This window comes from Microtetraspora glauca (assembly GCF_040656155.1).
GTDB classification, from domain to species: Bacteria; Actinomycetota; Actinomycetes; order Streptosporangiales; family Streptosporangiaceae; genus Microtetraspora; species Microtetraspora glauca.
This window is the reverse complement of sequence record NZ_JBFALK010000013.1, coordinates 12,023-31,542: the sequence shown is the minus strand read 5'-3', so window position 1 is coordinate 31,542 and position 19,520 is coordinate 12,023. Positions and strand designations below refer to the sequence as shown.

The window sequence follows — 19,520 nt, the reverse complement described above, 5'->3', positions numbered from 1 at the left end:
TTTCCCGCTCACCGGGACGCCCTCCCCCCGTCCGTGCCGCCCGGAGGCAGGGTTTCCCCTACGGCCGCGCCTGCCGGGACGGCCGGGTTCATCCCCTCGGAAAGGGCGCCAGTGGACGAGTTGCTGACGTTGGACGCGGTCGGGCAGGCGGAAGCCGTACGGAACGGGCAGGTCTCGCCCCGCGAGCCGGCCGAGGCGGCGATCGCCCGGATCGAGGCCGTGGACGGCGAGCTCAACGCGGTGGTCCACCGGCGATTCGAGCGGGCGCTCGAGGAGATCGACGCGATCCCGGCGGACGCCCCGTTCCGCGGGGTGCCGATCCTGCTCAAGGACATCGGCTGGGCCTCGGGCGGCGACCCGTACGGCGCGGGCTCCAAGGTGCTCGACGGCGTGGTGGCCAGAGACGACTCCTACAGTGTCGCGAAGCTGCGCCGGGCCGGGTTCGTGATCCTCGGCCGGACCAGCACGCCGGAGCTCGCCACGACGATCACGACGGAGCCCGCGGCCTTCGGACCGACCCGCAACCCCTACGATCCGGCGTACTCCACCGGAGGGTCCAGCGGCGGCTCCGCCGCGGCCGTGGCGGCGGGCATGGTCCCGGTGGCCACCGCGAGCGACGGTGGCGGCTCGATCCGGATCCCCGCGAGCATGTGCGGCCTGGTCGGCCTCAAGCCCGCACGCGGCCGCAGCAGCCACGGCCCCGACCTCGCGGAGTCGTGGGGCGGCCTCTCAGTGCAGGGAATGCTCACCAGGAGCGTGCGGGACAGCGCCGCGCTGCTCGACCTGATCGCCGGGATGATGCCCGGCGACCGGTACGACGCCCCCGCGCTGGCGCGCCCGCTGGCCGAGGAGGTCGGCGCGGACCCCGGACGGCTGCGTGTCGGCTTCCTCACCGTCCACCCCCGGGGCGACGTCCCCGAGGATCCCGAGCTGACCGCCGCCGTGACGGCGACCGCGGCCCTGCTGGAGGCGCTCGGCCACGAGGTCGTCCAGGATCACCCCGAGGCCCTGGGTGAGCACGACTTCGGCATGAACTTCGGCGCGCTCATCGGCACGAACGTGGCCGCGGAGCTGGACGTCCTCGGCGCGTGGCGGGGCAGGCCCGTGGACGTCGAGGAGCTCGAACCCCGCAACCGGCTCATGGTGACCGCCGCCCGGGGCATCAGCGCGACCGACTATCTGGCCGCGCTGCGGTGGCTCGACGGGTACCGCCGGCGGATGGCCGCGTGGTGGACCTCGGGCTTCGACCTGCTGGTGACGCCCACGATGGGCGTCACGCCGTTCCCGATCGGCTGGATCTCGGACGACGACCTGCACACGGCCCTGGACCGGTCCGGGCAGGGCGCGGCCTTCACCTCGCCGTTCAACGCGACCGGCCAGCCGGCGCTGTCGCTTCCCTTGCACCGTACGGCGGAGGGGTTGCCGGTCGGCGTCCAGTTCGTCGCCGCGGCGGGACGCGAGGACCTGCTGGTCCGGATCGCCGCCCAGATCGAGGCCGTCCGGCCCTTCGAGCACTCCGCGATCCAGGAGCGCCGCTAGCGGAAGAGGATGTCCCAGTGGTTGTCCTCGTCCGCGTAGACGGCCGCGCCCCCGACGGCGTCCCCGAGGGCGGCCTCAGCGGTGGCTCCCGCGGTGTCTCCCGCGGTGTTTTCCCCGGTGCTTCCTGCGGCGCTCTCGGTGGCCTTCGGGCGGTACATCCGCGCTCCGTCTCCTCTGGTCGTCCAGTAGCCGAACGTCCGGGTCACGTACGCGTCGATGCACGGGTTGTGGGCGATGTCGAGCTTGAAGCCGTTCTCGTGGCTGAAGCGGCCCTTGCTGTGGCCGACCTCGGTACCGCCGGTGATGACGATCCTGCAGTCGCTGGCCCGTTTCAGTTCGATCGCCTGGACGAGCGTGCCGTACCGGAGGCCTTCCAGGGACGTGCAGGTCGGCTGGGTACGGTCGGTGCAGCCGCCGGAGGACTTCCAGCGCAGTCCGGCCCCGCGGAACTGACGCATGGCCCCCACGTGTGCGAGCCGGGCGGTCGCGCTCATCGCCGACATCGCTTTCCCGCTGGGCGCGGACGCGAGCGTGCGCGCCGGCGGCAGCCGTACGGGAAGGACGGCGGCGTACGAGATCCGCTGCGCGTTCGCGACGGCCGTCGGTTTCATTGCGGTCGCTGGCTGGGACAGCAGGACGATCATGATCGTTCCCGCGAGTCCCCACCACGAGGGACGTAAGGCCATGGATCTTCCCCGATGCTCAGTCCTCGATTGGAGTGGCGGGGGAGCGCGCCAGGATGATCAATGCCCACGTCGGATGATCGCCCATTCGCGGACGGCTGGGAATTTGCCGCCTCCTATGGATCATCTGGCGCGTATATGACCCAGCGGGTGCCAGGGTCGTACAGTGACCACCGTGGCCGAGAAGACACGGGAGCGCATCGTCGCGACCGCCCTTCGGTTGTTCAAGGAACGGGGGTTCGAGGCGACGACGATGCGGGCGATCGCCGCGGAGGCCGGTGTCTCGGTGGGGAACGCCTACTACTACTTCTCGTCCAAGGAACAACTGATCCAGGCGTACTACGACCGGGCCCAGGACGAGCACGAGGCCGCGTGCCGGGAGCTGCTGGCGGTCGAGAGGTCCTTCGCGGGCAGGCTGGGCGGCGCGCTGCGGGCCTGGGTCCGGGTGTCCGAGCCGTACCACGAGTTCGCGGCCAAGTTCTTCAAGCACGCGGCGGAGCCGAGCAACCCGCTCAGCCCCTTCAGCGCGGAGTCCGCGCCCGCGCGCGAGTCGTCGATCGCCATCTACCGCGAGGTGGTCGAGGGCTCCGCCGACCGGATGGACTCCGAGCTGCGCGCCGAGCTGCCCGAGCTGCTCTGGCTGCTGTCGATGGGCGTGGTGCTGTTCTGGGTGCACGACACCTCGCCGGGCTGTGAGCGGACCTACCGGCTGATCGACCGGGTCGTCCCGCTGGTCGACCGGCTGGTCGCCCTGTCGAACCTGCCCGGCCTGCGCGGTGTGGCGCGGGATTTCATCGACGTCGTACGGGAACTGCGCGGCTGAGAAAAGCGGGACATACCGTCCGGTTGGTTGGTAACGTCTCTCCAGAATGAAGTTCTGTCGAGAGGGGTGCCCGTGGACCGCTGGGGCATGACGATCCCGTTCCATGACCGGACGCTCGCCGCGTCCAGAGAACTCGTCGCCGAACTCCCGTCGCTGGGATACACCGACGCCTGGTCCGCCGAGGTCAACGGCGCCGACGGCTTCACGCCGCTGGCCATGGCCGCAGAATGGGCGCCGTCCCTGCGCCTCGGCAGCGCCATCGTGCCGGTCTCCACCCGTGGTCCTGGCCTGCTCGCCATGTCGGCCGCGACGCTGGCGGACCTGGCGCCGGGACGGTTCGTGCTCGGCATCGGCTCCTCGTCGCCCGTCATCGTCGAGCGCTGGAACGCGGGGGTGTTCGCCAAGCCGTACGCGCGGACCCGGGACACCCTCCGGTTCCTGCGCCGGGCGCTCGCGGGCGAGAAGGTCACCGAGCGGTACGAGACCTTCGAGATCAAGGGGTTCCGGCTGGAGCACGCTCCGAAGACCCCGCCGAAGATCGTGCTGGCCGCGCTCCGCCCGCGGATGCTCCACCTGGCCCGAGACGAGGCCGACGGCGCGATCACCAACTGGTTGTCGCCTCAGGACGTGCACAGCGTACGCGCGGAGCTCGCCTCCGAGACCGAGCTCATCGCCCGGCTCTTCGTCGTCGTCACCGAGGACGCGGCCAGGGCCAGGGAGCTCGGCAGGCGGATGCTGGCGGCCTATCTGACCGTGCCCGTCTACGCGGCCTTCCACGAGTGGCTGGGGCGCGGTGAGGTGCTGCGGCCCATGCAGGAGGCATGGGCCGCGGGAGATCGTACGGGGGCGGTGAAGGCCATCCCCGACGAGGTGGTGGACGACCTGATCGTGCACGGTGACGCCGCGACCTGCCGGGCGCGGATCCGCGAGTACGTCGCGAACGGGCTCACCACGCCCGTCCTGTCCCCGCTGCCCGGGGGCGACGTGCCCATCGCCCAGGCCGTACGGGAGCTGGCTCCGCACGCCTAACGGGCGCTGGAACCGCCGGAGGGCCGCCGAACGTTAATGAGACGACAAAAAGGGCACAATGCCCGCTGGAGGTGGCCTCATGGCGAAGGCAGGACGTGCGGCGGCGACCTGGCGAGCCTACCGGGAGGTGTCCAAGCCGGGTTCGCCCGGCCTGTTCACCCGGCTCAAGGCGATGCCGAGAATGCTCCGCGGAGCGGTCAAGGGCGACTATCCGCACCTCGGCAAAGGCCAGCTCGCGATGTTCGCGGCCGGCCTCGCCTACATCATCTCGCCCGTCGACGCCATCCCCGACTTCCTGCTCGGGATCGGCATCGTCGACGACTTCGGCGTCTTCGTCTGGCTGATGTCCTCGCTGCTCGGCGCGAGCGGCCGGTACGTCGAGTGGGAGCGTGAGGACCTAGAGCTCCTCCATCAGAAGCCACGCCCGTGACGGCAGCGGGTGCCCGAACAGCCGCGCGGCGTTGCCGTACGCGACCCGGGCGATGTCGGCCGGAGGCAGGGTGCCGAGGTTGCGCGTGACCGCCCGCTGGGTGTCGGGCCAGGAGGACTCGGCCCGCGGGTAACCGCTCTCCAGCAGGACGTGCTCCATGCCGACCGCGAGCCGGACCCCGCCGAGCGCGCTGTCGTCGAGTGTGCCGAAGAAGAAGTTGCGCCGCAGCACCTCGCTCGGCTTGAGCCCGCCCTCCCAGCTCGCCTCACCGGCGACCGGGTGGTCCAGCGCGTAGTCGGCACGCTCGGCCAGCATCGGCAGCCAGCCGACGCCGCCCTCGACGATCAGGATCCGCAGCGAGGGGAAGCGCAGCGGGACGCCCGACCACAGCCAGTCGGCGCACGCGAACATCGCGCTCGCCGGGATCAGCGTGGTGATCGCCTCGATGGGGGTGTCCGGCGAGGGGACAGGGGCCCAGGAGGACGCGCCGGTGTGCAGGCAGACGACGGTGCCGGTCTCCTCGCAGGCGGCGAAGAACGGGTCCCAGTGGCCGCTGTGGATCGACGGCAGCCGCAGCCGGGTGGGGAACTCGGGGAACACCACGGCCTTGAAGCCTCGGGCGGCGTTGGCCCTGATCTCCTTGGCGGCCACGTCCGGGTCGAGCAGCCAGGGGAGCTGTAGCGCGATCATCCGCTCGGGGTAGGTGCCGGCCCACACGTCGACGTGCCAGTCGTTCCACGCCTTGACCAGCGCCAGGCCGAGCTCCTGGTCGCGCGTCTTGGCGAAGAGCATGCCGGACTGGCTGGCCAGCATGCCGGGGAAGCAGAGGGCGGCCCAGATCCCGGCTCGGTCCATGTCCTCGATGCGGGCCTCGATGTCGTGGCAGCCTGGCCGCATGTCCTCGAAGCGGACCGGGTCGAGCGTCCACTGCTCCTTCGGCAGGCCGGCGCCCACGTCGAGCCCCGCGCAGGGGTAGGTCGCCCCGCCGTACCGCCAGACCTGGTGGCCCGCGTCCGTCTCCACGATCTTGGGCGCCAGGTCCTTGTACTTTTCGGGGAGGCGATCCTCGAAGAGATCCGGCGGCTCGATCAGATGATCGTCGGCGGAGATGATCACATAGTCCCGCCGCCTCGGCTCTGGGTCGGGATGCAGCGGCGTAGTCACAGGAGTAAACCGTAGAGCCAAGGAATAACACCTAACAAGCTGCGAGGTCTCCGGTTGGTATCCGTTCGTTCACCAGGCGCTTCACGACTGGGCGCGAACCTCTTGCTGATCCTTCCCGGCCCCGTCGCCCTCCGCGTCCGCGGCCGACAGATCGCGGGCCTCGCGGCGGATGAGCAGGAACCAGCCGCCGACCGCCACGCCGATGAACAACCACCATTGCACGGAGTACGCCAGGTTGAGCCCTCCGCCGCCGCCCAGGTCGGGCGCGGGTACCGGTTCGGGCGCGCGATCGGCGGTCGGCCGCTGCCCGGTCAGCTCCACGAATCCCCCGTACAGCCGGTACGGCAGGGTGGCGCCGATGTCGGTCGTGTTGACGAGCAGGACCTGGCCGGCGGGAAGTCCGGCGGACCGGTTCCTGATGCCGGTCGTGTCCTCGGTCTCGGAGGGCTTGAGCCGTCCGGTGACGGTCACCTCGCCTGACGGCGGCGGGGGCACCTCCGGCCGGGTCTCCGCCGTGGCGCCCGCGGGCACCCAGCCCCGGTTGACCAGGACCGCGCCCTGGGGCGTGACCAGCGGGGTGACCACGTAGAAGCCGACCCGGCTGTTCTGCGGGCGCCGCCGTACGAGCAGCTCGTGGGACGCGTCGTACTTCCCGGTCACGGTCACCGGCCGGAACTTCACGTCGGATGACACGGTTCCGCCGACGGTGTCCAGCCGGTCGAGAGGCACGGGCGCGCTGTTCAGGTTGGCGGTGGTGCGCTCGCTGGACGCCGACCGCTCTTCGAACCGCCCGAACTGCCACTTCCCCAGGAAGAAGAACGCGGGGATGAGGAGCAGCACCAGCAGGTGGAAGGCCAGCCAGCGGCGGGTCAGCAGGAACCGGTACACGCCATCCAGCGTAGGCACGGCACCGAGTGGTCCCGCTATCGGTCCCTACCGGTGGGTGCCGTTCTGCCGGGCCGTTCTGCTGGTCCGTTCAGACGACCGTGCGGGCGCCGGGGCCGGGGATCGGGGTGACGGAACGCGGGTCGGGGACCTCGTGGTCGTCGTCACAGCGCAGGCGCAGCGTCACGGGGGCGCCGCAGTCGCGGTGGGTCAGCAGGACGGGCGGCCCGCCCGCGTCGGCGAGGTACTGGTCGCCCCAGTGCATCAGCGCGACCAGGATCGGATAGAGGTCCATCCCCTTCGCCGTCAGCCGGTACTCGTCGCGTTGGCGCTGTCCCGGCTCCTGGTAGGGCGCCTTGCGCAGCATGCCCTCCTCGACCAGGCGGGTCAGCCGCGCGCTGAGCACCTGCCTGGGCGCGCCGGTCGCGGCCTGGAGGTCGCCGAACCGGCGGACCCCCATGAACGCTTCACGGAGCACGAGGAAGGTCCATTTCTCGCCGACCACGGCGAGGGTCCGCTCGATGGAGCAGTTGTCCACCCGGGAGGGCCGCATGTCACGCATCGTAGGTCATTCCCCTCGCATCCCATCTCAGTCTAGATGGCATACTCAGCCGGTGGCCGAGACCCCGAGGCATGCAAGATCCGGATCGATCGAGGTGGGAACGGATCTCGCATTTGCAGAACAAGGTTCTGTTAGTCCACCATTGAGGGGTGAGAACCGGAAAGAACGGGCGTGACGGCAGAAGCCGGATCATCGAAGGCGCCCTACGCCGCTTCAGTCAGGACGGTGTCTCCGCCACGACGCTCGCCAGCCTCCGCGAGGAGAGCGGCGTCAGCGTGGGTAGTTTCTATCACCACTTCGCCAGCAAGGAACACGTTTTCGGCGTCCTGTACGCCGAGACGCTGCAGATGTACCAGGACGCGTTCGTCGCCGAGCTCGTCCGCCACGAGGAGGCCCGTGGAGGCATCGAGGCCATCGTGGCTCTGCACATGGCGTGGTGCGGGGAGCATCCGGAGCGGGCGCGGCTGCTGATCAGTGAGCGCCCGCCGCGGCGTGAGGAGCCGGGCGGCCCGGAGGTCTCCGAGGCCAGGCGCGCGTTCTTCCGGCAGGTCTCCGACTGGTGGAAGCCGCACATGAAGGCCCGGCTGCTGCAGCCGGTGCCCGCGACCATGTGCTACGTGCTCTGGCTCGGCCCCGCCCAGGAGATGTGCCGCCTGTGGTTCGCCGGCGCGCACCAGCCCACCGACGAGGAGATCAAGGGCCTGTGCGAGGCCGCGTGGAACAGCCTCAGACAGGGGTGACGGTTCTCATGGACAGGACGCGGGTGGGGACCCGCCACACCCGCTTGTCCAGCGAGATGTCGAGCCTCAGGTCGTGCCTGCGGCGGCTCATCCCGGGCACCCGGATCCGGTCCATGACGTCATAGCGGCCCCGGCGGCGATATCCGAAGCCGAGCTCTCCGGGCAGCACTCTGATCTCGTCCGTGTTCCCGCAACGCGGGCAGGTCCACGCGACCAGATCCCTGCCCCGGTTGTAGTCGTGGCAGGCTCCGAAGTAGTCGTCGGGGACGAAACGCGACTCACAGGCCAGGCAGGGAAGCATCATCGTAGGGTTCCTCGTGGACGGCGGACTGCCCTAACAGATACGCGTGGCTGCTTGAAGGCGACTTGCATTGGACTTACAGGGATAGATTTCCTCTCGTGCACGTGCCATCCGATCTGGTCCACCGGCTTCGCGACCGCTTCGCCGAGTCCGGCTACACCATCGACGGCGTTCGAGAGCGGCTGGGCGGCGTGGCCGCCGCCGCGCTGGCGCGCGAGGAGCTCGTTCCCGCGCTCCGGGCGACCCGCGACAACGATCCGCTCGGCACGCTGATCCGCCTGTGGTGGCTCGGCGTGCCGGTGAGCACGGCCGCCGCCGACCTGCCGCTCGCCGACCTGATCGAGGCCGGGCTGGCCGTCAGGGTGGGGGACGCCGTCCAGGCGACCGTCCACCTCCAGCCCTGGGACATCGGCGGCGAGACCCCCGCCTGGGTGGTCTCCGACCGGAAGGTACGGCCCGGCGACCCCGCGCTCCGCAGGGACCACGTCGTCGGCGCGGGCGGGGCGTCGGCGAACCTCGCCCAGCTCGCCTGGACCCCGCCCGTGGAGAGCGCGCTCGACCTCGGCACCGGCTGTGGCGTCCAGGTCCTGCACCTGGCCGGCCGGGCCGCGCGGATCGTCGCCACGGACGTGAACCCGAGGGCGATCGAGCTGGCCGACCTGAGCTGGCGGCTGTCCGGCGTCCGGGACGTCGACGCGCGTACGGGCTCCATGTTCGAGCCGGTCGAGGGCGAGCGGTTCGACCTGGTCGTCTCCAACCCGCCGTTCGTGATCTCCCCGGAGGGCCGGTTCACCTACCGCGAGTCGGGGTTCCCCGCCGACGGTTTCTGCCGCGAGATGCTGCGTCGCGCGCCGCGCCACCTCAACCCCGACGGCCATGGCCGGTTCCTGGCCAACTGGCTGCACGTCAAGGGCGAGGACTGGCAGGACCGGGTGGGCGGCTGGCTCACCGGCACCGGCTGCGACGGCTGGGCCGTACAACGTGATGTGCAGGACCCCGCGGAGTACGTCGAGCTGTGGCTGCGCGACGCGGCCGAGCAGGGGACGACGGCCTACCGGCAGCACTACGACGAGTGGCTGGCGTGGTTCGAGTCGCTCGGCGTCGTCGGCGTCGGGTTCGGCTGGATCTCGCTCCACAACTCGGGCGCGATGGACTCGGTCGTCCGGGTGGAGGAGCTGTCCCAGCGGGTCGAGCTCCCGGTCGGCGCGTACGTCCCGGACGTGCTGGACGCCGTCACGACCGCGCACCGGATCGGCGACGAGGAGTTGCTGAACGCCTGCCTGGCGGTCGCGGACGGCGTCGTCGAGGAACGGGTCGGCCCTCCGGGCGCCGACGACCCGTCCCGGATCGTCCTGCGCCAGACGGGCGGCCTGTGCCGTGCCGCGAGCGTGGGCACCGTGGAGGCGGCGCTCGCCGGGGTGTGCGACGGCGAGCTGCCGCTCCGCCCGCTGCTCGCCGCCATCGCCGAGCTCACCGGGGACGACGAGCGGGAACTGCTGGACCGTGCTCCGGCGGCACTGCGCCCGCTGGTCGCCGAGGGCTTCTTCAGGATCGCGCGGGCGGCTGCAAACACGCGTTGATCGGACGTTGAACCGGGGTCGCCACCCTTGGCACGTCGGCACGGATCTGGGGGGTTCGAGATCCGGGCCACACCCGGCCGGCCGTCGTCACGAGGCGGCGAGCCGCCACCAGGTGCTCCGGAATACACCGGGCCCCCTATGCACAGGGTGGCGGTCGGACGGCCGGCCGGGTCATATGTCCTCCGCGCGGGTCCGGTGATGGAAGTGATCGAGTGTGATTAATCACGTCCGCATGACGCGTCTGGACGACGACCTGCGCGTCGACCTACACGTCGATCCGGTCGGGTTCCAGGAGGAGGGCGCGGACGTCGTCGGCCTCGGGAGAGCCGAGCCGGGTGAAGAGCCCGAGGGCCTTCTCTAGTGCCTCCCTGCCTCGCGGACCCTCGCCCATGCCGCGCAACGCCTTGCCGAGCGCGGTCAGGGACTGGGCCTCGCCGTACGGATGGGTGATCTCGCGGCTCACGGTCAGCGCCTGCTCGGCGTGGCGGGACGCCTCGGCGAAACGCCCGGCGGCGATGAACGTCGCGGCGAGCCGGTAGCAGACCCGCTGCTCCCACACCCGCTGGTTGCTGGCCCGGAAGAAGTTCAGGCACTCGGCGTGGTGGACGACGGCCTCGTTGAGCCTGCCGACGTAGGACAGGACGATACCGAGGTGGTAGCGCGCCCTGGCCACACCGGCGCCGCTGCCGATCTCGGTGAAGATGGCCAGGCCGCGCTCGGACGCGGCGATGGCCTCGTCGACCCGCCCGAGGCCGAGATGGTCGCGGGCGGAGTAGCTCAGTACGAGGGCCTCGCCCGCGGGGTTGCCGACCTCGCGGTAGACGTCGGTCGCGTGGCCGAACCATTCGAGCGCCTCGGTGTGCCGGCGCAGGCGGCCGGCCACGACGGCGAGCGCGTTGTACGTCTCGCCGAGCACGATGGTGTCACCGGTCTCCAGGGAGAGCTCCCGCGCCCGCTGGAACTGCCCCTCCGCCGCGTCCAGCCGGTTCATCCCGAACAGGACGCGGCCGAGCACGTAGCGGCAGCGCGTCTCGCTGTGCCGGTCTCCGGCCCGCTGGGCGGCCGCGAGGACGGCCCCCGTGCGCTGCTCGAACTCCCGGCCGCTGGTGCCGGACTCCAGCAGCGGCTCCATCGCGAGCAGCAGGTCGGCCGCGGGCAGCAGCAGGCTCGCGGTGCCGGCGGCCTGCCCGATGGAGGCGAACAGGTCCTCGGCCTCCACAGAGAGCCAGGCGACCGACTCGTCGGCCGAGGAGAAGGTGTGGCCGGGTGTGCCGATGTCCGTGAGCGCGTCGGCGATCGCGCTGCCCTCGTAGGCCAGCCGGTGGGCGGACCTGGCCGAGGCGAGGTAGAAGCCGAGAAGGCGGCGCAGGGCGGCCATCCGCTCCGTGGGTTCCTCGGTGTCCTCGGCCTGCCTGCGGGCGAAGAGCTTGAGCAGGTCGTGGAAGCGGTACCGTCCCGGCGCGGGGGCTTCGAGCAGGCTCGCGTCGACCAGCGACTCCAGCAGGTCCTCCGCGGGACCCGGGCGCATGTCCAGTACGGCGGCCGCCGCGAGGGTCGAGATGTCCGACCCCGTGGGCAGCGAGAGCAACCGGAACGCCCGCGCCTGCTCGGGATCGAGCTGGCCGTACCCCAGGGCGAAGGTCGCGGAGACGGCGAGGTTGCCGATCTTCAGCTCGTCGAGGCGGCGGCGCTCGTCGGCCAACCGGGGGACGAGCGAGGCGACCGTCCAGGAGGGCCGGGCGGCGAGCCTGGCCGCCACGATGCGTACGGCCAGCGGGAGGAAGCCGCAGGCGGCGACCACGTCCATGGCCGCGGCCCGCTCCGCCCGCACCCGGTCGCGGCCGGCGACCGCGGAGAACAGCGACAGCGCCTCGTCGGGCTCCATCACGTCGAGGTCGACGAGCCGGGCCGACGGCAGGTCGGCGAGCTTACCGCGGCTGGTGATGATCGCCGCGCATCCGGCCGAACCCGGCAGCAGATGCTCGACCTGCTCGGCGTCGCGCGCGTTGTCCAGCAACACCAGCATGCGCCGGTCGGCCAGCAGCGAGCGGAACAGCGCGGACCGCTCGGCCAGGCCGTCCGGGATGACGTCGACGGGGATGCCGAGCGCGCGCAGGAACGCGACCAGAGCCGTCTCCGGAGGTGTCGGCTCCGTGCCGTAGCCGCGCAGGTCGGCGTAGAGCTGCCCGTCGGGGAACAGGTCGTGGGCGAGGTGGGCGACGTGGACGGCGAGCGCGGTCTTGCCCACGCCGCCGATGCCGGACATGGCGGCGACCGGCACGCCCTCGCTCTCGGCGAGCAGCGCGAGCAGGCGGTTGACCAGCGTCCTCCGCCCGGTGAAGTCGGTCACCGCGGCGGGGAGCTGGGCGGGCCTCGGCATGTCGACGGCGGGTCCGGAGTCCGTCATCGCGGTTCCCGGCGCCGTTCCCGCTGTCGTCCCGGTCACTCCCGTCGTCCCGGTGATACCGGTGGTTCCTGTGGTTCCGGTCGTCCCCGCGCCCGTGTCACCGGTGAGGGACAGCGTGGGGTCGGCCGCGAGGATGCGCCGGTGCAGGGCGGCGAGGTCGGCGCCGGGTTCGATGCCGAGCTCGTCGATCAGCGCCTGCCTGGTCTCGGTGAACACCGACAGGGCGTCGGCCTGCCGGCCGCAGCGGTAGTACGCCAGCATGAGCTGGGCGCGCAGCCGTTCGCGCAGGGGATGGTCGGCGGTGAGCGCGACCAGCTCGGAGACGGCGTCGGCGTGCCGCCCGAGCGCCAGGTCCAGGTCCATGAGGGTCTCGACCGCGCCCATCCGCCGCTCGGCCAGCCGGTCCCGCTGTCGCTCCGCGTACGGGCCGACCGCGCCGGCCAGCGGCTCTCCCGACCAGAGGGCGAGCGCCTCGCGCAGCGTCTCGGCCGCGTTCCGCGTATGGCCCGCCTGGCGGGCGGCCTCGGCGGACGCGCAGCCGCGCTCGAAGTCGGCGAGGTCCAGGCCGCTCGTGCCGATGACCAGCGCGTAGCCGCGGCCCACCGAGGTGAGCAGCTCGGGGCGGGTCCGCGGTGAGCGGTCCGGCTCCAGCACCGTGCGCAGCCGCGACACGTAGGTGCGCAGCGCGCCGAGCGCCCGGGGCGGGGCGTCCGCGCCCCAGATGCCGTCGATCATCTCGTCCGGCGTGACCGGGCGGCCCTCCCTGAGCAGCAGCATGGCGAGGATGGAACGTTGCAGAGGGGTGCCGAGGTCGAGCTCGATCCCGTCACGCCAGGCGAGGACAGGTCCGAGTACCGCGAAGCGCAGCCCGTCCGCGGTGGCGCGACCTGCCATGTGCGTCTCCGATACGCATATTCAGTGACTCCTCCGCTCTCTGAAGAGAGCGGCTTCTCGCTTCCCTCGGATGAGGTGGGCGACGGCCAAGCCCTGACCGGTTCGAACCAAGGAACCATAACAGGGAGGTGATCTCTCCGCCGAAAAACGCCCGCACTCCTCGCCCGACATGTCAGGAAGTTTCCCGATCAAATGATAGATGCGGCACGACCTGGTCAATAGGGAGCGTCGGACTCGTTAATCGAAGCGTTGATTGTCCGTTGATCGGGTGACAAGTCCGATCCGGGAAGCTGTGAGGCAGAGAGCATGGCCCCTGCGGGGGCGGCCATGCTCTGGAGATATCGCGGAGTCCTCCCCCGGGCCTGGGGTGCCCGGTGGAGGACCTCTTCCTTTTCAAGCCGGGTGCAAATGGCCGTCAGGGCCCTGAAAGCGCCCTGCAGGCGAGGCGGCCTATCACAGGGGTGCACCCCCGGAAGCATCCCGCCCGGGGATCGTCCTCGAAAACGGGAGAACAGAAATGCGTCGCTCCGTCCGCAACATCCTCGGTCTCGCCGCTGCCGCCGCCACCATCGCCGTCGGCATCCCGGCCTTCTCGACCGCGGCCGGCGCCTCCACCCTGGGCGCCTCCACCACCGCCTCGCCCCACTCCTTCGACTACGACGGCTACTGGGGCTCGTACTGGTCCAGCAACCGGCTGGCCAGGGCCAAGGGCTACATCGACGTCAACTACACCGACGACGAGTCCAACCGCGTCCGGATCACCGGCAAGCTGTGGGACCTCGACCGTCGTACGTACGCGCAGGGTGGCAAGTGCGCGTACATCCGGTTCCGTGTCCAGTCCTGGGAGGACGAGGAGAACGACTGGTCCTCGACCTTCAAGTCGTACAAGTACTGCGGTGGCGGCAGCTACAAGCAGTTCAGCTTCTGGCGCTACGACGTGGCGCAGGTCCAGGCGCAGGTCTGCCAGATCGGGCTGTACAGCAACTACCCGACCCGCTGTGGCTACTGGAACGACCTCTACAACGCGTACGACGAGGACTACAACTACGAGTTCTGAGTCGGAAACGCGAGCGTGGCCCGTCCTCCGGTCAGGAGGACGGGCCACGTCGTTCTGTGTGGAGGTCCAGGTTGAAGGTCAGGCGGCTACGACGAGGCCGAGCCTCGCGCGGAGCCGTTCTCGAACCGTCGGCCATTCAGGGCTGAGGATCGAGTAGTACGCGGTATCTCGGACCGTGTTGTCGGCGCCTCGGCTGTCCGCTCGTCGCACACCGTCCAGGTGCGCGCCGAGGGCCTCGATGGCGGCCCGGGATCGTGTGTTGCGTACGTCTGCCTTGAGAGTGATCCGGTGAACCTGCCAGGTCTCGAAGGCGAGGGAGAGCATCAGGAACTTGCTCTCCCTGTTGACGCCGGTGCCCTGGGCTGACGCCGCCAGCCAGGTGTAACCGATGTCCGCCACCGACGGGACCTCGCCCACCACGCCTTTGGCGCCTGGTGGCCAGGGCATGGGGCCCTGCCAGTACTCCAGGTTCATCAGACGGGTGGCACCGACCACGCGGTCGGTGTGCAGCCACCGGATGGCGAAGGGCAGTGTGCGGCCCTCCGCCTGCTCAGCCAGGGCGGCCTCCACATAGGAGACCATCTCTTCCCGTCCTTCGGGAACGCGAGTGAAGGCGTAGGTAGAACGGTCCTCACTCGCCGCGGCGACGAGGTCGTCGACGACCGCGAGGCTGAGCGGTTCCAGGCGCACGGAGCGCCCGAACAGGGTGACAAAAGCGGGCATGAGCACATGATGGGGGCTCGAGCACGCTCCCGGTGCCAAATGGTAGGAGACATCTTTCGAAGCCTCCGGTAAAGCACCCAGGCTAGCCACATAACCGCAGGTCAGGGCAGTGAACGCGACCCCGCTGACCGGCCGTCGAGGGTAAAGATTCAACAACGATCACCAGGCGGGCGTGGAGACCCCCACGATGACGTTAGCCGGGGCGCCGAAGGCGGCGTGATCCACCCGGATCCGCCGGGTTCCGGTCAGGGCCGCGAGCCCCTTCTCCAGGTGATCCAACGACTCCGCGATCCACGGCAGAGCGAGCGGGTCATCGGCCCGCAGAGCGGCGATTCGCTGCTCGGAGGTCTCGCCGTACAGCAGGCTGGTGGCGACGCGCACGCGCGGCGCGCCGGGCAGATCGCCGAACGCGGTGCCCGGGAGCACCCCGATGCCGTGCTCCTCGATCAGGGCCGCGGTCAGGTCGGCCGACGACTCGAAACCCGGGATCTCCGGATAGAGGTAGAACCCGCCCTGCGGCTGGGCGACCGAGGCCCCGGCCTTGACGAACCGGTCGGTGACCGCCCGGGCCACGATCCCGTGCAACCTCCTGCTCTCCGCGACGCGCCGGACGAGCTCGTCCGGCTCCGTGAAGGCGTACGCGGCCGCGTGTTGCACCGGGGCCGCCGCGCTGGACCAGATCTCGCTGGCCACCGCGAGCAGCCGGTCGCGCAGGTCGTGATCGACCAGCCTGGCCACGCCGATGCGCCATCCGCCGACGGCCAGGCTCTTGCTCAGCCCGCTCGTGATGATCGTGCGCTCGGGCGCGATCTCGGCCGGGCTGGTGTACTCGGCGACCGGATCGTGCACGAGATCGCGGTAGATCTCGTCCGAGATGATCGTCAGATCGAGGTTCCTGGCCAGCTCGGCCAGCCGCCGTACGGTCTCCGGCCGGGCCAGCCGGCCGGTCGGGTTGTCGGGCAGCGTGACCAGCAGGGCCGTCACGGTGCGGCCCTGCGCCCGCGCGTGCAGGACGGCCGAGGCGACCAGATCGGGATCGGGCACCCCTCCCTCGCCGGGGGGTGCCGGGACCATGATCGGCCGGACGCCGATGATCTCCGCCTGGGCGGCGTAGCTGACCCAGCTCGGCATGGGCAGCACGATGTCCCCTCCCAGCGCGAGCATGAGCCCGAAGAGGAGCGCCTTGCTGCCGGGGCCGCAGACCACGAGGTCGGCGTCGGTCGGCAGGCCGCGTCGCGACCAGTACCCGGCGACGGCCTCGCGCAGCTCGGCGGATCCCGCCACCTGGCCGTAGCCGTTGTTTCCGCTGGCCTCCGACATCCTGCGGCGAAGCTCGGGGTGGACGGGCAGGCCGGCCTCGCCGAAGGCGAGGTGAAGCACCCGCTGTCCAGCGCGGCGTCTTCGCTCGATGTCCTCGTTCGCCGCCAGCGTGGCCGACAGGGTCACATTCATTGGGGTTGCCTCCCTGGGATTCCGTCGATTTCGCCTCGTTTCGGAAATCGCCGGACTGGCCCGGTGTGTACGGAACGTTCCCAGGGTGGATGGGTATAGGCATCACCACAAGCGAGGCTTTTCGGTGGTAGGAGTAAGAAAAACCGATGCTCGATCTACGACGATTGATCTTGATTTGTGAGTTTGCCCGGCGGGGAAGCATCGCGGCGACCGCGTCGTCCCTGGGCTACAGCGCGTCGGCGGTCTCACAGCAACTCGCCGCGCTGGAGCGGGAGGCCGGCGCCGTACTGATCGACCGGACCTCCCGGAGCGCGGAACTCACCGACGCCGGGCGGCGCCTGGTCACTCACGCGGAGCGCATCCTCGCCATGGTGGAGACCGCGGAATCCGACCTTTCCGCCCACGCGTCGACGCCGTCCGGGCGGGTCGTGGTCACCGCCTTCGCGACCGCCGGGGTGGCCTTCGCGCCGGCGCTCACCCGGTCGCTGCGCCGGCACAGGCAGCTGTCACTGCGGCTGCGGCAGAGCCGTTCCGGGCGGGGCCTGCGCGAGGTCGAGTCGGGTGAGGTGGACATCGCCCTGGTCGACGACTGGTGGGGGAGGGTGCACGGGCACGCCACGCTGAAGGCGTTCCCGCTGCTCACCGATCCGCTGGTGCTCGTCGTGCCGCGCCGCCACCCGATGGCCGACCAGTCCGTGCCGGTCGATCTGGCGGCACTGCGCGAGGAGTCGTGGATGGCCACGCCCGACGGCGAGCCGTCTCGCACCGCCGTCGACCGGTTGCTCGCCGACGTGGGCGGCCTGCCACCGATCGCCTGGGAGTTCGAGGGGCTCGGCACGATCCTCAGCCTGGTGGCCAAGGGCATCGGCATCGCCGCGGTGCCCGCCCTGGCGCTGGCGGCCGGGGTCCGGGGCGTCGCCGTACGGGAGTTCCCCGGCGAGCCGATCGAACGCCGGGTGTACGCGGTGGCGAGGGAGTCGAGCGTCCAGCGGCCGTCGATCGCGGCGACGCTGCGCGCGCTCCACGTCGCCGCCCGCTATCTTGCCGCCGATCTGGGCTACCTGAGCGGGGTACGCGACAGGGACAGTAGCTTGTCCTGACGTGAGTCCTTCATATGATCTGGAGCGGCTTCTGTGCTCCTCCGGAGCGCGCACGGTCGCCGGCGTCGACGAGGTGGGGCGCGGTTCCTGGGCCGGCCCGGTCGCGGTCTGCGCCGTGGTGACCGACATGTCCCCGCCCCCCGACGGCCTCACCGACTCCAAGCTGCTGAGCCCCGCCCGCCGTACGGCCCTGGCCGCCGAGATCGAGTCGTGGGCCGCCGGGATCGGGTACGGCGAGGCGTCGGTCGAGGAGATCGACACGCTGGGGATGACCGAGGCGCTGTGCCGCGCCGCGCGCCGGGCGCTCTCGGAACTGCCCGAGCGGCCCGGCGCGGTGATCCTGGACGGCAAGCACGACTATCTGGGCTCGCCCTGGGCGGTGCGGTGCCAGACGAAGGCCGACCTCACCTGCGTCTCCGTGGCCGCCGCCTCCGTGATCGCCAAGGTGCGGCGGGACGCGTTCATGGCCACGCTCGGCTTCGAGGAGTACGGCTTCGCGGACAACGCGGGGTACCCCTCGCCGGTTCACCAGGAGGCGCTGGCGGAACTCGGTCCCACGCCCCACCATCGCCTGTCCTGGTCGTACATGGACGACCTGCCTCGGTGGCGCCACCTCAAGCGGCACCGCAACGCGCTCGCCGGAGAGGGCCAGCTCTCCCTCTTCGGCTGACCGTCGGCTCTGTAGGCGCGGATCCCCGCCTACAGAGCCGATGCCGGCTCCCGCGTGGTCAGCAGTCGACGAGTTCGGGCTTCTGGTTGAGGATCTGCGCCCGGGGCGTGACGAACTCCTCGAACGCGTCGGTGGCCGCGGGATGGAACACCGCGACGCGATGGCAGTTCTGGAAGGCCAGCCGTACGCCGAAGTGACGTTCGAGCGCGCCGCGCATCGCATCGCTGGCGAGGCAGCGCAGCAGCTGGCCGCGTGCGGCCTCGTCCGGCGGCGGCACCTCGTTGTCGGCGAAGTCGGCGCCGGACCGGTCGCGCTGCTCGACCAGCCCGCTGATCAGCGACCAGGCGTACGGCAGCGAGTCGCGCACACAGGCGACGAACGCCGCGTCCTCGACCTCGCCGGTGCGGGCCTGGTCGAGCAGGTCGGTGGGAACGGTCAGCGACATGGATCTCTCCTCTTGTAAGGGATGGAAAGGCCTGTGGTCTCGGATGTGACGTTAGGCCGGGCTCGGGCACGCCTCCATGTGGCGCCGAGGCGACACCTTTATGGAGGCGGGGCCGTACACGAACTCGGGGTCGATCTGGGTGGAGAGGTCCTCGCCGGTGGCGCGGTCGGCCCACGCCCTGGCGTTGCGCAGGTGGAACTCGGCCGCCTGCGCGCCGAACCTCTCCCAGTCCTTGGGTTGCGCGTCGACGCGCTTGAGCAGAACGGCGAGCGCGTCGTGGTTGTCGGCCTCCAGGGCGTCCAGCGTGAACGCCTGCCCCTGCTCCATCGCCCGTACGGCGGGTGAGTGCCCGAACCAGGTGAGCAGGTCGTCTCCCACGTGCTCGCGGAGGAAGTCGACGTCGCGCGGATCCTGGACCTTGTTGCCGACGACGGAAACGGCGACGCCGAAGTCGGCGGCGTGGTCGCGGTACTGCCGGTAGACGCTCACGCCCTGCCTGGTCGGCTCGGCCACCAGGAACGTGACGTCGAACCGGGTGAACAGGCCGGAGGCGAAGGAGTCGGCCCCGGCGGTCATGTCGACGACGACGTACTCGCCCTGGCCGTCGACCAGGTGGTTGAGGTAGAGCTCCACCGCGCCCACCTTGGAGTGGTAGCAGGCCACGCCGAGGTCGTCCTCACCGAACGGGCCGGTGACCATCAGCGAGATGCCCTCGACCCGCTCCGACGGGAAGAACGGATCGTCCGGACGGATCAGCCGGGAGCCCCGGCCGGGCGGTGTCGTCTTCACCATCGACGCGGCGTCGCGGATCCGGGGGTTGTCGCCCCGGAGGTAGTCCTTGATCTCGCCGATCATCCCGCCGAGCGGGCGTGGGGTGCCTGTCGCGCCGAGCGCGAGGCCGAGGTGCTGGTTGATGTCGGCGTCGATCGCGACGACCGTCCCGCACTGCGCCGCGTACCTGGCGAAGAGCGACGACAGGGTGGTCTTGCCGCTCCCGCCCTTGCCGACGAACGCCACACGCATGCTGCCCTCCTAA

Annotated in this window: 19 protein-coding genes; 9 read left to right on the top strand and 10 right to left on the bottom strand. The window is 70.8% G+C overall.

The window, feature by feature from the left end; genetic code table 11:
- Positions 1-111: 111 nt before the first annotated feature.
- The gene (locus AB0I59_RS23060) at positions 112-1,539 is read left to right on the top strand and encodes an amidase (RefSeq protein WP_358135886.1); all 1,428 of its coding nucleotides are present in this window, start codon (positions 112-114) and stop codon (positions 1,537-1,539) included.
- Here the strand turns inward: AB0I59_RS23060 and AB0I59_RS23055 are convergent.
- Positions 1,536-2,225: a hypothetical protein gene (locus AB0I59_RS23055; RefSeq protein WP_358135883.1), complete on the bottom strand. Its 690-nt coding sequence runs from the start codon at positions 2,223-2,225 to the stop codon at positions 1,536-1,538. The genes AB0I59_RS23060 and AB0I59_RS23055 overlap by 4 nt on opposite strands.
- A 172-nt stretch (positions 2,226-2,397) precedes the next feature.
- On the opposite strand from AB0I59_RS23055, the gene AB0I59_RS23050 reads away from it, so the two are divergent.
- The 3 genes from AB0I59_RS23050 to AB0I59_RS23040 all read left to right on the top strand — a co-directional run bounded on the left by AB0I59_RS23050 (position 2,398) and on the right by AB0I59_RS23040 (position 4,504).
- Positions 2,398-3,045: a TetR/AcrR family transcriptional regulator gene (locus tag AB0I59_RS23050; protein ID WP_358135880.1), complete on the top strand. Its 648-nt coding sequence runs from the start codon at positions 2,398-2,400 to the stop codon at positions 3,043-3,045.
- Between the two features lie 87 nt (positions 3,046-3,132).
- Positions 3,133-4,074, top strand: coding sequence for an LLM class F420-dependent oxidoreductase (locus tag AB0I59_RS23045; protein ID WP_358135877.1), 942 nt, complete (start codon positions 3,133-3,135; stop codon positions 4,072-4,074).
- 79 nt (positions 4,075-4,153) lie between these two features.
- On the top strand, positions 4,154-4,504 hold the full coding sequence (locus AB0I59_RS23040) for a YkvA family protein (RefSeq protein WP_358135874.1): 351 nt from the start codon (positions 4,154-4,156) through the stop codon (positions 4,502-4,504).
- On the opposite strand, the gene AB0I59_RS23035 is transcribed toward AB0I59_RS23040, so the two are convergent.
- From AB0I59_RS23035 to AB0I59_RS23025, 3 genes are all read right to left on the bottom strand, one after another.
- Positions 4,472-5,668 carry an amidohydrolase family protein gene (locus AB0I59_RS23035; protein ID WP_061256211.1) on the bottom strand — a complete coding sequence of 399 codons (1,197 nt, stop codon included), beginning with the start codon at positions 5,666-5,668 and terminating at the stop codon, positions 4,472-4,474. The genes AB0I59_RS23040 and AB0I59_RS23035 overlap by 33 nt on opposite strands.
- Before the next feature lie 81 nt (positions 5,669-5,749).
- On the bottom strand, positions 5,750-6,556 hold the full coding sequence (locus AB0I59_RS23030) for an SURF1 family cytochrome oxidase biogenesis protein (RefSeq protein ID WP_358135871.1): 807 nt from the start codon (positions 6,554-6,556) through the stop codon (positions 5,750-5,752).
- A gap of 88 nt (positions 6,557-6,644) precedes the next feature.
- Positions 6,645-7,106 carry a winged helix-turn-helix transcriptional regulator gene (locus AB0I59_RS23025; protein WP_061256310.1) on the bottom strand — a complete coding sequence of 154 codons (462 nt, stop codon included), beginning with the start codon at positions 7,104-7,106 and terminating at the stop codon, positions 6,645-6,647.
- A 158-nt stretch (positions 7,107-7,264) separates the two neighbouring features.
- Here AB0I59_RS23025 and AB0I59_RS23020 point away from each other — a divergent pair, with 158 nt between their 5' ends.
- Positions 7,265-7,855, top strand: a complete 591-nt coding sequence (locus tag AB0I59_RS23020) for a TetR/AcrR family transcriptional regulator (protein WP_061256215.1) — start codon at positions 7,265-7,267, stop codon at positions 7,853-7,855.
- Here AB0I59_RS23020 and AB0I59_RS23015 read toward each other — a convergent pair.
- Positions 7,842-8,159: a hypothetical protein gene (locus tag AB0I59_RS23015; protein ID WP_061256217.1), complete on the bottom strand. Its 318-nt coding sequence runs from the start codon at positions 8,157-8,159 to the stop codon at positions 7,842-7,844. The two genes, AB0I59_RS23020 and AB0I59_RS23015, sit on opposite strands and share 14 nt — an antisense overlap.
- Positions 8,160-8,254: 95 nt before the next feature.
- On the opposite strand from AB0I59_RS23015, the gene AB0I59_RS23010 reads away from it, so the two are divergent.
- Positions 8,255-9,736, top strand: coding sequence for a DUF7059 domain-containing protein (locus tag AB0I59_RS23010; RefSeq protein ID WP_358135867.1), 1,482 nt, complete (start codon positions 8,255-8,257; stop codon positions 9,734-9,736).
- Between the two features lie 265 nt (positions 9,737-10,001).
- Here AB0I59_RS23010 and AB0I59_RS23005 read toward each other — a convergent pair whose 3' ends face one another.
- Positions 10,002-13,037: an AfsR/SARP family transcriptional regulator gene (locus tag AB0I59_RS23005; protein WP_061256221.1), complete on the bottom strand. Its 3,036-nt coding sequence runs from the start codon at positions 13,035-13,037 to the stop codon at positions 10,002-10,004.
- 517 nt (positions 13,038-13,554) lie between these two features.
- Here AB0I59_RS23005 and AB0I59_RS23000 point away from each other — a divergent pair.
- Positions 13,555-14,094: a hypothetical protein gene (locus AB0I59_RS23000; protein ID WP_061256223.1), complete on the top strand. Its 540-nt coding sequence runs from the start codon at positions 13,555-13,557 to the stop codon at positions 14,092-14,094.
- A 78-nt stretch (positions 14,095-14,172) separates the two neighbouring features.
- On the opposite strand, the gene AB0I59_RS22995 is transcribed toward AB0I59_RS23000, so the two are convergent.
- Positions 14,173-14,817, bottom strand: coding sequence for a GNAT family N-acetyltransferase (locus AB0I59_RS22995; protein WP_061256312.1), 645 nt, complete (start codon positions 14,815-14,817; stop codon positions 14,173-14,175).
- A gap of 159 nt (positions 14,818-14,976) precedes the next feature.
- Positions 14,977-16,269, bottom strand: coding sequence for a pyridoxal phosphate-dependent aminotransferase (locus AB0I59_RS22990; RefSeq protein ID WP_358135862.1), 1,293 nt, complete (start codon positions 16,267-16,269; stop codon positions 14,977-14,979).
- A 146-nt stretch (positions 16,270-16,415) separates the two neighbouring features.
- Here AB0I59_RS22990 and AB0I59_RS22985 point away from each other — a divergent pair, with 146 nt between their 5' ends.
- A complete protein-coding gene (locus tag AB0I59_RS22985) occupies positions 16,416-17,369 on the top strand; it encodes a LysR family transcriptional regulator (RefSeq protein ID WP_358135859.1) in 954 nt (317 codons plus the stop codon).
- Between the two features lies 1 nt (position 17,370).
- Positions 17,371-18,039 (top strand): ribonuclease HII, encoded by a 669-nt coding sequence (gene rnhB, locus AB0I59_RS22980; protein ID WP_061256227.1) that lies wholly within the window; start codon positions 17,371-17,373, stop codon positions 18,037-18,039.
- 58 nt (positions 18,040-18,097) lie between these two features.
- Here rnhB and AB0I59_RS22975 read toward each other — a convergent pair whose 3' ends face one another.
- On the bottom strand, positions 18,098-18,484 hold the full coding sequence (locus AB0I59_RS22975; RefSeq protein ID WP_061256229.1) for an SCO5389 family protein: 387 nt from the start codon (positions 18,482-18,484) through the stop codon (positions 18,098-18,100).
- 51 nt (positions 18,485-18,535) lie between these two features.
- Positions 18,536-19,507, bottom strand: a complete 972-nt coding sequence (locus AB0I59_RS22970) for an ATP-binding protein (protein WP_358135855.1) — start codon at positions 19,505-19,507, stop codon at positions 18,536-18,538.
- Between the last annotated feature and the right edge of the window lie 13 nt (positions 19,508-19,520).

Coding starts and splice junctions, on each gene's coding strand:
- AB0I59_RS23055 (WP_358135883.1), bottom strand. CDS start 2,225: ATGGCCTTACGTCCCTCGTGGTGGGGACTCGCGGGAACGATCATGATC.
- AB0I59_RS23045 (WP_358135877.1), top strand. CDS start 3,133: ATGACGATCCCGTTCCATGACCGGACGCTCGCCGCGTCCAGAGAACTC.
- AB0I59_RS23040 (WP_358135874.1), top strand. CDS start 4,154: ATGGCGAAGGCAGGACGTGCGGCGGCGACCTGGCGAGCCTACCGGGAG.
- AB0I59_RS23025 (WP_061256310.1), bottom strand. CDS start 7,106: ATGCGGCCCTCCCGGGTGGACAACTGCTCCATCGAGCGGACCCTCGCC.
- AB0I59_RS23015 (WP_061256217.1), bottom strand. CDS start 8,159: ATGATGCTTCCCTGCCTGGCCTGTGAGTCGCGTTTCGTCCCCGACGAC.
- AB0I59_RS23005 (WP_061256221.1), bottom strand. CDS start 13,037: ATGGCAGGTCGCGCCACCGCGGACGGGCTGCGCTTCGCGGTACTCGGA.
- AB0I59_RS23000 (WP_061256223.1), top strand. CDS start 13,555: ATGCGTCGCTCCGTCCGCAACATCCTCGGTCTCGCCGCTGCCGCCGCC.
- AB0I59_RS22995 (WP_061256312.1), bottom strand. CDS start 14,817: ATGCCCGCTTTTGTCACCCTGTTCGGGCGCTCCGTGCGCCTGGAACCG.
- AB0I59_RS22990 (WP_358135862.1), bottom strand. CDS start 16,269: ATGAATGTGACCCTGTCGGCCACGCTGGCGGCGAACGAGGACATCGAG.
- AB0I59_RS22985 (WP_358135859.1), top strand. CDS start 16,416: ATGCTCGATCTACGACGATTGATCTTGATTTGTGAGTTTGCCCGGCGG.
- AB0I59_RS22975 (WP_061256229.1), bottom strand. CDS start 18,484: ATGTCGCTGACCGTTCCCACCGACCTGCTCGACCAGGCCCGCACCGGC.
- AB0I59_RS22970 (WP_358135855.1), bottom strand. CDS start 19,507: ATGCGTGTGGCGTTCGTCGGCAAGGGCGGGAGCGGCAAGACCACCCTG.